The organism is Catenulispora subtropica (assembly GCF_039531675.1).
GTDB lineage: Bacteria > Actinomycetota > Actinomycetes > Streptomycetales > Catenulisporaceae > Catenulispora > Catenulispora subtropica.
Window position 1 is genome coordinate 20,541 of record NZ_BAAAQM010000028.1, and the last position, 14,442, is coordinate 34,982.

Annotated in this window: 14 protein-coding genes; 4 read left to right on the plus strand and 10 right to left on the minus strand. The window is 71.9% G+C overall.

The genetic code is table 11. The annotated features are described in order from the left end of the window. Nucleotides 1-67: 67 nt before the first annotated feature. Entirely contained in the window at nt 68-844 is a 777-nt protein-coding gene (locus ABD466_RS23610; RefSeq protein ID WP_344659328.1) for an SDR family NAD(P)-dependent oxidoreductase, read from the minus strand. 92 nt (nt 845-936) lie between these two features. Here ABD466_RS23610 and ABD466_RS23615 point away from each other — a divergent pair, with 92 nt between their 5' ends. Continuing rightward, on the plus strand, nt 937-1,587 hold the full coding sequence (locus ABD466_RS23615; protein WP_344659329.1) for a winged helix-turn-helix transcriptional regulator: 651 nt from the start codon (nt 937-939) through the stop codon (nt 1,585-1,587). On the opposite strand, the gene ABD466_RS23620 is transcribed toward ABD466_RS23615, so the two are convergent. Beyond that, nucleotides 1,575-2,654, minus strand: coding sequence for an NUDIX domain-containing protein (locus ABD466_RS23620; RefSeq protein WP_344659330.1), 1,080 nt, complete (start codon nt 2,652-2,654; stop codon nt 1,575-1,577). The two genes, ABD466_RS23615 and ABD466_RS23620, sit on opposite strands and share 13 nt — an antisense overlap. Before the next feature lie 58 nt (nt 2,655-2,712). Between ABD466_RS23620 and ABD466_RS23625 the strand changes: the two genes are divergently transcribed. Further along, entirely contained in the window at nt 2,713-3,420 is a 708-nt protein-coding gene (locus ABD466_RS23625; protein ID WP_344659331.1) for a rhomboid-like protein, read from the plus strand. Here ABD466_RS23625 and ABD466_RS23630 read toward each other — a convergent pair. Genes ABD466_RS23630 through ABD466_RS23645 form a run of 4 tightly spaced genes read right to left on the minus strand, consistent with a single transcriptional unit; the run spans nt 3,394 to nt 6,552 of the window. Next, on the minus strand, nt 3,394-4,071 hold the full coding sequence (locus tag ABD466_RS23630; protein WP_344659332.1) for a histidine phosphatase family protein: 678 nt from the start codon (nt 4,069-4,071) through the stop codon (nt 3,394-3,396). The genes ABD466_RS23625 and ABD466_RS23630 overlap by 27 nt on opposite strands. Nucleotide 4,072: 1 nt before the next feature. After that, nucleotides 4,073-4,768 (minus strand): class I SAM-dependent methyltransferase, encoded by a 696-nt coding sequence (locus tag ABD466_RS23635; protein WP_344659333.1) that lies wholly within the window; start codon nt 4,766-4,768, stop codon nt 4,073-4,075. A gap of 12 nt (nt 4,769-4,780) precedes the next feature. Next, a complete protein-coding gene (locus ABD466_RS23640) occupies nt 4,781-6,043 on the minus strand; it encodes a hypothetical protein (RefSeq protein WP_344659334.1) in 1,263 nt (420 codons plus the stop codon). Further along, a complete protein-coding gene (locus tag ABD466_RS23645; protein ID WP_344659335.1) occupies nt 6,037-6,552 on the minus strand; it encodes a SigE family RNA polymerase sigma factor in 516 nt (171 codons plus the stop codon). The genes ABD466_RS23640 and ABD466_RS23645 overlap by 7 nt, the downstream gene beginning before the upstream one ends. A gap of 100 nt (nt 6,553-6,652) precedes the next feature. Between ABD466_RS23645 and ABD466_RS23650 the strand changes: the two genes are divergently transcribed. Next, nucleotides 6,653-7,654, plus strand: a complete 1,002-nt coding sequence (locus ABD466_RS23650; RefSeq protein ID WP_344659336.1) for a WD40 repeat domain-containing protein — start codon at nt 6,653-6,655, stop codon at nt 7,652-7,654. A 70-nt stretch (nt 7,655-7,724) separates the two neighbouring features. Then, nucleotides 7,725-9,257: an ATP-dependent DNA ligase gene (locus ABD466_RS23655; protein WP_344659337.1), complete on the plus strand. Its 1,533-nt coding sequence runs from the start codon at nt 7,725-7,727 to the stop codon at nt 9,255-9,257. Here the strand turns inward: ABD466_RS23655 and ABD466_RS23660 are convergent, their stop codons facing one another. The 4 genes from ABD466_RS23660 to ABD466_RS23675 all read right to left on the minus strand — a co-directional run bounded on the left by ABD466_RS23660 (nt 9,258) and on the right by ABD466_RS23675 (nt 14,400). Further along, nucleotides 9,258-11,093 carry a DEAD/DEAH box helicase gene (locus tag ABD466_RS23660; protein ID WP_344659338.1) on the minus strand — a complete coding sequence of 612 codons (1,836 nt, stop codon included), beginning with the start codon at nt 11,091-11,093 and terminating at the stop codon, nt 9,258-9,260. 528 nt (nt 11,094-11,621) lie between these two features. Next, nucleotides 11,622-12,287, minus strand: coding sequence for a response regulator (locus ABD466_RS23665; protein ID WP_425558715.1), 666 nt, complete (start codon nt 12,285-12,287; stop codon nt 11,622-11,624). Between the two features lie 63 nt (nt 12,288-12,350). Continuing rightward, entirely contained in the window at nt 12,351-13,679 is a 1,329-nt protein-coding gene (locus tag ABD466_RS23670; protein ID WP_344659340.1) for a sensor histidine kinase, read from the minus strand. 100 nt (nt 13,680-13,779) lie between these two features. Further along, entirely contained in the window at nt 13,780-14,400 is a 621-nt protein-coding gene (locus ABD466_RS23675) for a TetR/AcrR family transcriptional regulator (RefSeq protein ID WP_344659341.1), read from the minus strand. Nucleotides 14,401-14,442 lie beyond the last annotated feature (42 nt).

Below are 14,442 nucleotides of genomic sequence, written 5' to 3' on the forward strand. Positions count from 1 at the left end.
GGTGGGGTGGGTGCGGCGACGGCGCACCCACCCTTTTTCAGTTCTCTGATGAACCGCCGCGCGGAGCTCAGTCGACGAGCGCCCCGGCGGACAAGTTCGCCACGGTCCCGGTGATGATCGCGGCCCGGTCCGAGGCCAGGAACGCGGCCGTCTCGGCGACCTCCGCGAGCGTGGGCAGCCGCTTCAGCAGCGTCCCCGGAGCCAGGCCCGCTTCCAGGAACTCGGGCGTGAAGAGCTCCTTGGTGTAGGAACCCGCTTCCGGCGCGTCGACGACGGCGTGCGGCCGGATGCCGACGACGCGGACGCCGGCCGGGGCCAGCTCCGCCGCCAGGACGCGGGCGAACGCCTCCTTGCCCGCCGCGCTCGCGGCGTGGCCGAGGATGCCGGGGACCGCCAACTTGGCGCCCGGCTCGGACAAGGTCAGGATGACGCCGGGGCGCTCGCCTCCCATGTGCGGCGCCACGGCCTTGCTGGTGATGAACAGCGCGCGCAGGAAGCCGTCGATCGGCCGCAGGAACTCCTCCAGCGTCAGGTCGGCCAGCTGGGTCCCCTGGTCGTGCGGGACGCTGACCGCGTTGAGTGCGACGTCGATGCCGCCGGCGGCCGCCGCGACCGCGGCGGCGTGCGCCTCGACCGCCTGCTGGTCGAAGACGTCGACCAGCGCGGTCTCCGCCTTCCCGCCGGCCGCGGCGATGTCGTGCGCGACCGCGTCGAGCTTCTCCTGCGTGCGCCCGGCGAGGAAGACCGCCGCCCCCTCCCGCGCGAACACCCGCGCCACGGCGCCGCCGATCGCGCCTCCCCCGCCGTAGATCACAACGCTCTTACCTTCAAGCAGCCCACTCATCGGTTCCTCCTGGCGATCGCTTCCTTGTGTCGCTAAACACTAACCACATCTAGTTGTTAAAAACAATCAGCCACTGTGGTAGTTTCGGATCCATGCCGACCAGCCGTAGTTACCGGGACGCCTGCGGGATCGCCCGGGCCCTGGACGTCGTCGGGGAGCGATGGGCTCTGCTGGTCGTGCGCGAACTGCTGCTCACGCCGCAGCGCTTCTCCGAGCTGCGGCACGCGCTGCCCCACGTCAGCTCGAACGTGCTGGCCGACCGGCTCCGGGAGCTCGAGCACAACGGGGTGATCCGGCGCGCGCCGGCGGAGGCGGAGGACCCGCGGGTCTACGAACTCACCGAACGGGGCCGCCGGCTGGAGCCGATCCTGCGGGCCCTCGGCGACTGGGGCATCGAGGCCCCGCAGCCCCCGGCACCGGCATCGCTCAGCGCGACCTCCGTGCTGATCTTCTTGCAGGGGGCGGCGCGCCCCGATCCGGCGGCACCGCCCACGACGTGCCTTCTCGAACTCGACGGCCGGGCCTGGACGGTCCGGCTCGACGCCGGCCGGATCCACGTGCGGGTGGGCGGCACGGCGACGGCGGACGCGTCGCTCCGCGCGGATCCCCAGGCGTTCAGCGCCCTGCTGGTCGATCCGACCTCACTGGCGGCCGCCTGCGCCGACGGCGGTGTCGCCGTCGTCGGCGATCAGTCGGCCATCGAACGGCTTCTCTTCTCGGTCAGCGAGCCTCAGTCTTCGTAGTCGGGGGCCGGGACCGCGGCGTCCCACGCCGTTTCGAACTCCGAGCGATCGATCTCGTATTCGGCCCACTCGGGCTCGTAGAGGTCGAACGGCGGGTTGAAGAGCCAGTCGTCCTCGCTCGTCTTCTGCGCGGGGCCTTCGGCGAACTCGACGACCTGGCGGGTGCGATAGCCGTCTTCGCCGATCTCGTACAGATAGTGGGTCTCGCCGTCCTCGCCGATCCAGGGCGTGTGGCCGCTCTCGCCCCACGGCCGGCGGAAGTAGACCGTTCCGCGGCCGACACAGGCCCCGAAGCCGGGCCGCCGGCGTTGCTCGTCGCGCTTCGCCTTCGGGTCGCTCAGCGGATTCGGATCGGACGCGTCGATGTCGACCTCTTCGAGGTCCCAGTCTTCGGCCTGCCGCACGGTCTCGACCCGATGGATCACCACGACGTCCGCCACCCGCTCCATGATCTCCCTGGCGCCGCGGGCCTGGACCCACCACCAGAGCGCGCCCATGCCGTAGTCGTTACAGACCAGGTAGCGGGCCTTCTCGCCGTCGCGATAACCGTCCGGGGCGGGATCGTCGACCGGTATTCCGAGGGCCGCGCCCGCCCGTTTGGCCGCTGCCGCCTGGGCTCGGCCGTGCTCGCCCCAGGCGAGGAGCTCCGGCGCGCGGTCCAGACTCGTCATGAAGCGCCGGTTGACGCGGCCGTTGTCGGGGTCGGGGCCGATCGGTCCGTAGCCGCTGATCGGTACGGCGTACCGCGTCTGGGCGTACGGACCGGGACGCTTCGGATCGCCTTCGACCAGCTGATAACCCAGATAGACGGCACGTTCGGCGTCGATGCGGATCTGCGACTCCTCCATCGCCTCCCGCGCGGCGGTGCGGAGCGGATCGCCGCCGTCCTCCGGCTCGGGCCGGCCGCCGGGGAGACTATGGGGCCTGACAAGTGAGAGCCCGCGGTCCTGAATCAGGACTCGACCGTCGTCCGGGTCGAGGGCCCAGAGGTACACCTGGGTCACCGGGATGCCGTCGGGAACCGGGGACTCGGACCACGTGAAGCGGGGCTGTTCGGGCTCGGTCACCGGACCATTGTGGCCGTCGGTGCGCCGGGCGCCGCCGGATTTCTGAGAAGCTCGGCGTATGGCGATCACCCCGAGCGCCCGCAGCGGGGCCGCGCGCCGGCCGGTGGCGGGCCTGACGCGCGTGCTGTGGGACTACCCGCGCCGCAACCCGGTGACGTTCGCCTACCTGCTGCTGGTGTGCGCGGGCCTGTTCGTCTTGGGCCGGCTGCTTCCCGGCCGCGCTGCCGATCAGCTCAAGCTTGCCATCAGCACCAACCCCCATAATCTGGCTCACGACCCGGTGGTCGTCCTCCTGGCCAGTCCCCTGTTCGCCGCCACCGACAGCGGATGGGTCTCGCACCTCCTGATCATCGCCGGCGGCGTAGGAGTCTGTATGGCCACCCTAGAACGCCGATTCGGCCCCTTCCATACGATCGGGATTTTCCTTGCGGCCAACATTGTGGCCACCCTCGTGGCCACCTCCGTGGCCGCCGCAGCGACCCACTCCGGCCGCTACCCGGCCCAGTGGTGGAACGGATACGACTACGGCATCAGCTACGGCGTGCTGGCGCTGTCCGCGGCGGTGACGCCGCTGGTGCCGAGCGTGTTGCGGTGGCTGTGGGCGGCGGGGGTGTTCGCGTACCCGTTCCTGAGCGCGGAGTGGTTCGGTCTGCTGCCGAACTTCGCGACGATCGGGCACGAGACGGCGGCGGCGTTCGGGCTGGCGGCGGGCTTCTTCCTGGTCCGGCGGCAGCGGGGATCAGGTGAGGTGGGCGGCGTCGTTTAGGCGCGCCAGGGTCCATCTGACGGGCAGAGCCACCCGGGTCCCGGGATGCCAGGGCGCCGCCGGATCGTCGTCGGTGACCCACTCCGTGATCGAGGCCGGCGACACCAGGACGTCGAACTCCCGGAACAACGGCAGCGAGCCGAAGACGACGAGCGACGCCGCGACGCCCTCCGCGTGGGTGACGACGACAGCCGTGCCGCCGGACGTGGCTGCGGCGATGCTCGTCAGGGCTTTGCTGACGCGCAGGACGAGATCGGCCCAGGCCTCGTTGCCGTCCTCGAAGGGGTGGAACAGGCCGCCGTCGGTGCGGCGGTGGTCGCGGCGGATCTGTTCCCAGGACATGCCGTCGGCCCAGTCGGCCATGTGGTAGGTGCACAGGCCGCAGTCCTGGACGACGTTCTCCTCAGCTCCACCGGCCAAGACAGCCGCGGTCTCGATCGCCCGGGGGATGATGGAGCTGTAAATCGCAGGCTCCTGCGACCGTTCTCCGGGCCCGGGCAGGACACCCGCCGCCGTCAGCCGGTCTTTCAGCGCGACCGCCTGGCTCCGCCCGAGATCCGTCAACCCTCGGCAGGTGCGCGGTCCGCCGTGGACTCCGTCAGCCTTGTGGTGCGAGTCGCCGTGCCGCACCAAGATCAACCGCGTCGGCATGTCAGTCCACCGGCCGCCGCAGCGCGAGCGTCAGCACGCTCGGCCGATCGCTGATCCGCTCGTATTCGGCCGGATCGGCCTCCCGCAGCTCCTCCGACGGCCGCGGCTCCAACAGCCGCTCCAGAACGAAGCCGCCGTCGATCAGCTCGTTGACGAAACGCTCGATGGTCATCCGCTCGAAGTTGATGGTGAGCCCGTCCCCCACCGGCGCGTCGACGCGCCCGCCCTCGTAGTACGAACCCCCGAGCCACCGCTGCTCGCCAGCGGCATGCGTCCCCGACGCCAGCAGTCGCGCACCCGGCCGCAGCACGCGACGCAACTCGCTGAGCAGCTGCTTCCGGTCGTACACGTGGTGATACACCAACGCCATCACGGCCAGATCGAACGACGCGTCCGCGAACGGCAACGGCTGTTCGAGGTCGTGCTGGACCAAGGTGGCCCGTCCCCGGGTCGCCTCCTCGGCGTGAGCCAGCAGCCTTTCGGAACCTTCGACCCCCGTCACGCGCGCGCCCCGCTCGATCATCGCGGCGCTGTAGAACCCCGCCCCGCAACCCACGTCCACCACGTCGAGGCCGGCGACGTCGCCGATGAGGGCGAGCATCGCCGGCCGGTCGACGAAAGCGTTGGTCGGATGGACGGCGCTCAACTGGACGAAATGGTCGCCGAGATCACCATGATACGCAGTGTCGGAAGGCATCCGACCAGCATGTCAGGGGACGAACGCCCCAGGAAACTGGGTTTTCGGCGCCCACGTCACCGGCCACGAGGCGCAGTGCCCCTGCGGGTCTTCGGGCAGGGGGAACTTGGTCTCCTCGATCACCTTCAGGTCGGGCCCGAGGACGCGGTAGACGAGATCGTGGCGGGTCTTCGGCACCCCCGAGCCCGGCTTTCCGGCGTCCTGCCCGGTCTCGTCGATCGCCAGGGTGATCTCGTGGTCCCCGGTCCACCCGAGGTAGTAGGAGCGCTGCACGTCGGGCGAGGACTGGGCAATTCGGCGGCCGCCCGCCCGCAGGTCGAAGGTCGCCACCACGGTCGCGTTGAACTCCGTCAGGAAGCGGCCGTCCGGCGAGGTCGCGGTCTGGAGAAAGGGGATGCCCTTCGGAGCGGTGGCAGCCAGCCCGTTCTGCACGGTCACGGTTCGGACGACCTTGCCGCCGGTGTCCAGCCACTCGACGCGGTCACCGGAGACACTCGCCATCGGGAAGACCACCGAGTCGTGGTCGCCCTGCCACTGCTGGAGTACCCACTGGCCGCTGGTGATCCGGTCGATGACGGCCGCCGGGAGGTGGACGGAGCGCGCGGCACCCGTGCTCGGATCGTAGAACTCGACCGAATCGTCCATGACGACCGGCTTGCCCGTCGCGTCCGCGCCGGTGATCCAGTCCGCGCCATTGGTCACCTCGGCTCCGTCCGTGGTCCAGCGCACGCCGCCGCTCAAGGCACCGAGGTCGTGGAAGGTCAGCCGCCCCGCGACGGCGTCGCTCCAACCGGCCACCGCCCACCGCACCGCCGGCATCCCCTGCACCACTAGCGCCCGCTTGCCGTCGGGCGACGGGGTGAACGCCGTGTACACGTCGCCGTCCACCCCGTGGTACTGCTGCGTCTCGGGATCCCACACCCAGTCCATCGCCATCTTCGGGGCGCCCTTGTCCAGGCACTCCACCTCGAAGTCCACCAGCGCCGACTGCGCTGCCGGGTTCGTCGCCATGGTCGGTGCGTTCAGCGACGCCACGCGCTCGCCTCCGCCTCCGCCTCCGCCGCTTCCGCCGTCGAGCGCCAACACGCCGAACGTCCCCGCGACGGCGAAGGCCGTTCCCACCGCGACCCCCGGCGCGTAGCGCGCCCACCGGCGGGTCCCGCGTCCCTCCGCCATCGCCAGCGCGCGGTCCGACAGACCGAGCATGTACGTCTCCGCCGCCGCATCGTCGGCGGCGCCGGTCAGCACCTCGCGCAGTTCCTGTTCCGTCACCATGCCGCTTCCGCCTCCCTCGTGGATACCGTCACTCGCAGCGCCTTCAGGGCTTTGTGGTGCTGGCTGCGCACCGTCCCGGTCGAGACGCCGAGCACGTCGGCGATCTCGGCGTCGCTGCGGTCCTCGAAGTACCGCAGCACCACGACCGCGCGCTGCCCGGGCGGCAGCTGTCGCAGCGCCTCCATGACCTCGTCGCGGTCGGCCACGGTGTCCGCGGGATCCGCGTCCCGCGCCGGCCGGTCCGGGACCGCCGCCGTCGAGCGTTCCCGCCGCCACGACAGGCGCCGGGTCTTGTCGACGTGCGCGTGGTAGACCGCCTTGCGGGCGTACGCCTCGGCGCGCGCCGGATCAGAGAGCTGACCCCAACGCCGCGCCAGCGACGCCAGTGCGCCCTGCACCAGATCGCGGCTGTGTTCCCAGTCGCCGGTCAGCAGGTACGCGGTCTGCAACAGCGCTTTGGACCTGGCTCCGACGAACTCGCGGAACCGCCGTTCCTCTTCGATGTCCATGCCCCTCCTCGCCCTAGTACACGAGGCCGGGGCCGGAAATGACTGCCCGACTCCACGAACTTGTTCTGGCGGACCTCATCAGCGTCTATTGTTCTGCGCCATGGGCGGGGAATCGGAACAGACTGACGTGTTCGCCTGCAACGAGGTGCGGCGCATCAACCGTGTCCGCCTCATCCCGATGGTCGTGCAGCAGGTACCGATGCTGGCGGTGTGTCTCCAGGGCAGCGGCCGTGCCACGACCACGTCCTACTGGTCCGAGGTCTTCCTCTTCAACGCGGACGCCGGCCAGCGCTTCCAGCAGTTGCCGATCCTTATGACGCCGCACGAGTTCGTGGCCTCGCCCGGCCCGGGCATCGTGCCCGGCCTGTCGTTCGTGGTCCCCGGCGAGCTGGCCGGTCTGCCGCCGCAGTCGCAGGCCGTGATCAGCGCGAACCTGATGTACCCCGCGCCCGTCTACAGCCACCCGGTCCAGATCCCGCCGGTGAAGAAGGTCCGGTTCGAGGAGGCGGTCGACCTGCACGGGCTCGGGCACCCCGGCGTCGCCCTGGCCAGCTCGAACCGTCCGCCCCTGGTCCGCGACGAGCGCGAGGGCTGGCGGATGCTGGAGGGCGCCCTGCGACCGCACCGCCTGTACGCGGCACGCCCGAACATCCTCATCGGCCTCGGCCGGACCTCCGGTGGGAGCACCGCGGCGGTCGCCTGGAACATCAACCGGCCCTACGTGCTCCACACCTTCGGCGGCCGCAAGGACGTCTCCCACATCGCCGTCTCCACCTCCGGGGAGCTCGTCGCCGTCGCCGCCCCGGACGGGATCAGCGTCCACCGCCCGACCGGCGAGGAGGTCCTCGACCGGCTGCCGGTCGAGGACCGCGTGGACGGACTCCTCATCGACGACTCCGGGTCGGGTGTCCACGTGGTCTGCGTCTCCCCGAGCGGCATCAAGCTGTGGGAGGCGACACGGAAGGCGGTCGTGGGCGACTTCCCCGCCGTCGCGGTGCCGGCGGACGAGCCCGTGCTCGAGTGCCAGTTCGCTCCCACGTCCGGCAGCCCGAAGGTGGTCCTGGCCACGTCCGCGCGGGTCGTCATGAGGTCCCTGGGCTGACGGCAGGGCGTCATCCACCATGTGGGTGAGCGGAGTCGCCCCTGTCAGTGCCGTGGCGGACGATGCCCTCATGCGCTTGTCGGATCTGGCGGACACGTCCATCGCGGTCACCGCGTCCTCGGCCCGCACGGCCAAGATCGCCCTGCTCGCCGAGCGCCTGCGCGCGGCGAGCCCGGAGGAGGTGCCGATCGCGGTCCACTACCTGTCCGGCGAGCTGCCGCAGCGGCAGATCGGCGTCGGCTGGGCCACGCTGCGCGACCTGCCCGGGCCGGCCCCGGTCGCGGAGCTGGAGCTGATCGAGGTGGACCGGATCCTCGCCGAGGTCGGCACGACCACCGGCACCGGATCGCAGGCCCGCCGCCGGGATCTGCTGGCGGGGCTGTTCGACCGCGCCACCGCCGGGGAACAGGCTTTCCTGCGCGGGCTGCTCACCGGCGACCTGCGCCAGGGCGCTTTGGACGGCGTGATGGCCGACGCGGTGGCCAAGGCGGCGGCGGTCCCGGCGACCGAGGTCCGTCGGGCGGCGATGCTCGGCGGTGATCTCGCCTCGGCGGCGCGGACCGCGCTGCGGGACGGGGTGCCGGGGCTGCGCGCCGTCGGCCTGGTGGTCGGCCGCCCGATCCAGCCGATGCTGGCCGCCACCGCGGACAGCGTCGAGGCCGCGCTGGCCAAGACCGCGGCCGCCGCCCTGGAGTGGAAGCTGGACGGGATCAGGGTCCAGATCCACCGCGCCGGCGACCGCGTCCAGGTCTTCACCCGCAGCCTCGACGACATCACCGACCGGCTGCCGGAAGTGGTCGAGCTGGCCCTGGCCCTCCCGGTGGCCGACGCCGTCCTGGACGGCGAGGCGCTCGCCCTGGCCGCGGACGGCCGCCCGCGGCCGTTCCAGGAGACGGCGAGCCGCACCGGCAGCCGCCGGGACGTGACGAGGCTGCGCGAACAGATCCCGCTGACCGTCTTCCTCTTCGACCTGCTGCACCTGGACGGCCGCGACCTGATCGACCTGCCCTCCCACGAGCGCTCCGCGCTGCTGGCCTCCATCGCGCCCTCGGCCACGGTCACGCCGCGGCTGGTCACCGACGATCCGCAGGCCGCCGAGGCGTTCGCGAGGGACGCTCTGGAACGCGGCCACGAAGGCGTCATCGTGAAGGCCCTCGACGCGCCCTACGCCGCCGGCCGCCGCGGCGCGGCCTGGCTGAAGGTGAAGCCGGTGCACACCCTCGACCTCGTGGTCATCGCCGCGGAGTGGGGCCACGGCCGGCGCAGCGGCCGGCTGAGCAATCTGCACCTGGCCGCGCGCGACCCGGAGACCGGCGGATTCGTCATGCTGGGCAAGACGTTCAAGGGCATGACCGACGAGCTGCTGGCCTGGCAGACCGAGCGGCTGCGCGCACTGCAGACCGGGGCCGACGACTGGACGGTGCGGGTCCGCCCGGAGCTGGTGGTCGAGATCGCGTTCGACGGTGTCCAGCGGAGCACGCGGTACCCCGGCGGTGTCACGCTGCGGTTCGCGCGGGTGCTGCGGTACCGGGAGGACAAGCGGGCTCAGGACGCCGACACGATCGACGCGGTGCGGGCGATCGCGGGCATGTCAGCCGCCTGATCACCGGGAGCGCCGGACTCCGATCCGTTCCTGCTCCCCCGCGAGCAGGTCCCGGGCCAGTGCGCGCTCGGACCCCGCCAGCTCGCCGTCCACGGCCGACGGCGAGAAGTCGGCGACCGCGCTGCGCCGCGCGTACCGGTCGAACAGCCGCGCCTTCGCGCCGAGCCGGGCCAGCAGGGCGTCGTCCACGCTGTCCTTGGCGAGCAGCCGGTAGACCCGCACGACACGGTTCTGTCCCATCCGGTGCGCCCGCGCGATGGCCTGGTCCTCGGTCGAGGGCTTGAACTGCGGCTCGCACAGGATCACGACCGACGCGGCCTGCACGTTCAGGCCGGTGCCGCCGGCGTCGATCTGGGAGAGCAGCACCGCGTGACCGTCGATCTTGCTGAAGCCGTCGACGAGGTCCAGCCGCGTGCCGGGTATGGTGTCGCCGGTGATCGAGCCGACCACGCGCTCGCCCAGGGCCTGCTCCACGGTGGCGAGCACTTCGCGGAAGTAGGAGAAGATCAGGACCTTGAGCCCGTTCTCGCGGGCCTCGTCGACCAGCTCCACCAGGCGCTGCATCTTCGCCGACGCCGCGCCGGACCGGTAGGCCGCCTGCCGCACGTACATGATGTGCCCCGCCATGACGGCGTCGTGGTACGCCTGCTGGTCGGCGTCGGTGAACTCCACCCACTCGTCGACCGCGACCATCTCGGGCAGTTCCTTCAGGACGTCCTTCTGGTTGCGCCGCAGATAGGCCGGAGCCGCGATGCGGCGGAACGCGGCCGGGTCGTCGCTCTCGTCACTGCGGTCCAGCGCGTCGGCGAGGTCGGGGCGCAGGTAGCCGAGCAGCTCGGTGAACTCGGCGACCCGGTTCTCCAGCGGCGTCCCCGACAGCAGGATCGTGTGCTCGGCCCGCTTGAGCAGGGCCCGGACGTTCTTCGCGCGCGCGGTCTCCGGGTTCTTGATGAAGTGCGCCTCGTCCACCACCGCCAGCCCCAGCGGCCGCGGCGGGACGGAGACCACGCGCAGCGTGTCGAACGTCGTGATGGCCACGCCGCCCTGGCGGGCCCAGCGGTTCAGCACCTTGTCGCGCTCGCCGGAGCCGTGCACCCGGAACGACGTCAGCGAACTGAGCCGCTCTATCTCCCGCTCCCAGTTGGCCATGACGCTCGACGGACACACGACGAAGAAGTGCTTGCGGCCGCTCGCGCTCAGGTGCGCCAGCGCGGCGATCGCCTGAACCGTCTTGCCCAGGCCCATCTCGTCGCCGAGCACCACCGCCTTCTGCGCCAACGCGTAGCGCGCGCCGAAGTGCTGGTAACCGCGCAGCGTCGCGGTCAGCAGGCTGGTGTCCAGCGGCTGCGCCTCGACCGCCGCCACGACCTCCGGCGGCAGCTCGGCCTCGCGGCTGCCGCCGGTCTTCGTGTCGACCGCCTCGCCGAGCGCCGCGTCCAGGGCCGAGTAGTACGCGGCGGAGCGCTGGTTGAAGTCACGCCAGACGACGGCCATCGGCGGCGGTGCGGTATCGCCGACGGCTTGGTGCGCGCGCCGCAGGTCTTCGAGGAACGCGGTCCTCGCGGGGTCGTCGAGCAGCTTGGTCAGCGTGCCGAGGGCTTCGGCCGCCTCCGCCTTGCGCTTCGGCCCGGACAGCATCCAGCGGAGCTTGCCGCGCAACGGTTTCGCCGATCCGCGCAGGCGTCCCGCCTCGTCGCGGTACTGTTCGGCCTTCGCGCGCAGCGGGCCGATGAGGCGCTCGATGCGGTCGTAGTCGTAGAGGGCGCGGGCCAGTCTGTCGGTGAGACCGGGTTCGAGCCGGATGGCGGAGTCGTCGTCGACCTCGCCGCGCAGCACGACCGCGGCGCGGTGCAGCCTGACGGCGGTCTCGACGCTGATCCCTTTGGCCTGCGCCAGTTGTTCGGTCGAGGCGTCGAGGACTTGTGCCGCGCTCTGGTAGCCGGCGCGTTGGAGGGCGGTCAGGGGGAAGCGTGCTCCGTACGGCTCCCGCAGCTGCTCGACCGGGAGGCGGACGAAGCGGCCTTGCCGCGCGGCTTCGATCGCCGCCTGGTACTCGGTGACGACCAGGGCCCGGGCTGTGGCCGTGGCTTCGAGCAGTCTGTCGCATTCGCGGGCGAACGCCTTGCCGCCGCGCAGGGTCCGGCGCGCGCCCCGGCCGGGACGCGGTGCCTCGATCTCCGGCTCGGACAGAGTCGCCGCCTCCTCAGGTGGACCACAGCACTACGGTCTGCGTCGGGCTCCATCCGGTGGAGGACGCGCCACGGGTCACGATGCTGCCACGATAGTCGTGATCGGCGCCGTGGCCGCGGCACGGACGTCGGCATCGGTGCCGGGGCCGGGGCCGGCGCCGGTGTCGCAGGCCCTTCACCCGCCGCCGGGCACGATCAGCCCGGTCTCGTACGCCACGACTACCGCCTGCGCCCGCGTGGACAGCCCGAGCTTGGTCATGGTGCGGCTCAGGTGGGTCTTGACCGTGGTCTCGCCGACCACCAGGTGCTCGGCGATCTCAGGGTTCGTCATCCCTTTGCCGACCAGGCGCAGCACCTCGACCTCCCGCGCGGTCAGCGGGGCGAGGTCCGGCGCCGGCCCGGAGGCCGCCTCGCCCCGCAGGGTGTAGGCCTCGACCAGGCGCTCCGAGATGCTCGGGGAGAACAGCATGTCCCCGTGCGCGACCACGGTGATCGCCGCCAGCAGGCGGTCCGGCGGCGTGTCCTTCAGCACGAAGCCGCTGGCGCCGGCCTTGAGCGCGGCGTACACATAGTCGTCGAGGTCGAAGGTGGTCAGGACCAGGACCCGGGGGATCCGGCGGCCGGCCGCCTCCCGCGCCGCGACGATCCGCTCGGTGGCTGCGATGCCGCCCATGCCGGGCATCCGCAGGTCCATGAGCACCACGTCGGCCTCGTGCTCGGCGAGCAGCGCCAGCGCCTGTTCGCCGTCCTCGGCCTCACCGACGACGTCCACGGTCGGCGCGGCGCGCATCAGCGCCGCCAGCCCGGCCCGGATCAGGACCTGGTCGTCCACGACGAGCACCCGCCACACCCCGCGGCCCCCTGTCTGGCGGGACCACACCGGGGCGGCGTCCCCGTGACCGGATCAGGTCTCCGGGCCGTCCTGCGCGTCTCCGATCGGGAGGGCCAGCACGACCTCGAACCCGCCGGCCACGCGGCGCCCGGCCGTCAGCGTCCCGCCGTAGATCCTCGCTCGTTCCCGCATGCCGACCAGGCCGTTGCCGGTCCCCGTGCGCTCCGGGGACGCCGGTCCGGCACCGTCGGCGTCCATCAGGGAGCGTACTCTCCCACCGTCGTCTGCGACGCGCAGGGTGACCGCCCGGTTCTCATACGTCAACTCCACGACCGCGGTGGCCCCGGCGGCGTGCTTCATGATGTTGGTCAGCGACTCCTGCGCGATCCGGTAACAGCACAGGTCCGGCCCGGGCGGCAGGGCCACCGGGTCGCCGGAGATCCGGAGGTCCACCTCGATCCCGCCGGCCCGGACCCGGTCCAGCAACGTGTCCAGGCCGGACAGCCCCGGCGCGGGCTCCACCGACGGCGGCCGCCCGCGCCCGGCCGCGCGGCCGTTCTCCGGAACGGGCCGCAGCACGGCGAGCATCCGCCGCATCTCGCGCATGGCCTCGTGGTTGGCGTCGGCGATGGTGTCCATCGCCTGCCCGGCCGTCGCCGGGTCGCCGGCCAGGACGTACCGCGCGAGTCCCACCTGCACCGAGATCACCGACATGTGGTGCGCCACCACGTCGTGCAGTTCCCGCGCGATCCGCACCCGTTCGGTCGCCACCGCGCGGTCGGCCCGCGCCGCCTGCTCCCGCCGCAGCTGCGCCGTCAGCGACGCCAGTCTCGTGTTGCGCTCGGCCAGCCGCCGAGCCTGGTCTCCGAAGCTCCAGGTGACGACGATGACCAGCACCGACTGCACCACCGCCAGCAGGATGCCGAGAACCTCGAGCTTCAGGCTGTACTGGAGCCACACCGCGAACAGCGCCAGGGCGAACGGTGCCGCCCGCAGAGGCACGGTGCGAGTGCACAGCGTGTAGAAGATCAGGATGGGGCACCAGGCGAGGGTGGTCGGCGGGTAGTCCCGGGCGGTGTAGACGGCGATCAGCGCACAGGTCCCGAGGAGCACCGGCTCGGTCCGCCAGCGCCGGGCGGCGATCGCCGCGCACGTCAGGCCGGTCAGCACGGCGCCGAGGGCGTCGACGGGCCGGTAGGGCACGTGGTGGACGTCCTGGACGCTGTAGACGTGCCGGCCGTCCGGCTCATACGGATACTGATTCAGCCAGATCACGGTCACCGCGAGCATCGCCGCCGCGACCACCCCGTCCACCGCCCAGGGCCGGGCCCGATACAACCGCCGCGCGGCCCGCACCGCCTCCCCCACCCCCGGTCCCAGACTCCCCGGAACAGTCCGCATCGCCGCAGCGTAACGCCGAAGCGGGCCCGGGTCACCGTGCTGCGGTCGACGACCCGGATACCACTGTGGGGGGACGCCGGAGGCGGGATCGGCCCGTGGTCTACGCGGGCTCCGCAGTCGGCACGGTCCGCACTCCGTCCAGGAACAGCGCCACCATCTGCTCCCCCAACTCGCGCCGCGTCAGCGGGCCCTCGGGCCGGAACCAGCGGTAGATCTGCACGATGCCGCTCAGGAACGTGTTGGTCACCACGGTGGCCAACACGTCGCCGCGGAAGACGCCGGTCTTCTGGCCTTCCTCCACCAGGTCCTGGAACAGGTGCTGGTACCGGCGGCGCTCGGCGCGGACCGCGGCGGCGTGCTCCCCGGCCACCAGATGCATCGACCGGGCCCAGACGGTCAGCGGCTCGGCGTGCTCGTCCATGTGCGCGAACAGATCGGTCACCGCGTCGTGCAGACGGACGTCGGCCGGGCCGGCGCCGCCGGCGATCGCCTCCAGCCGCGCGGTCTGCTCGGCCAGCAGCTCGCGGTAGATGCTGGTCAGCAACTCCTCCTTGGAGCTGAACCAGTGGTACATCGCGCCCTTGGTGACCTGCGCCGCCTCCACGATCTGCCGAGTCGTCGTGGCCTCGTAGCCCTGGCGGCCGAACAGCTCCGTGGCCGCGGCGACGATCCGGTCCCGCGCCTCGCCGCGGGGCACCCGCGCCCCGCCCCGCTCCGTCATGTCACTCCTCGTCAGGGTCCTGCTCCGCCCCCATTGACACCC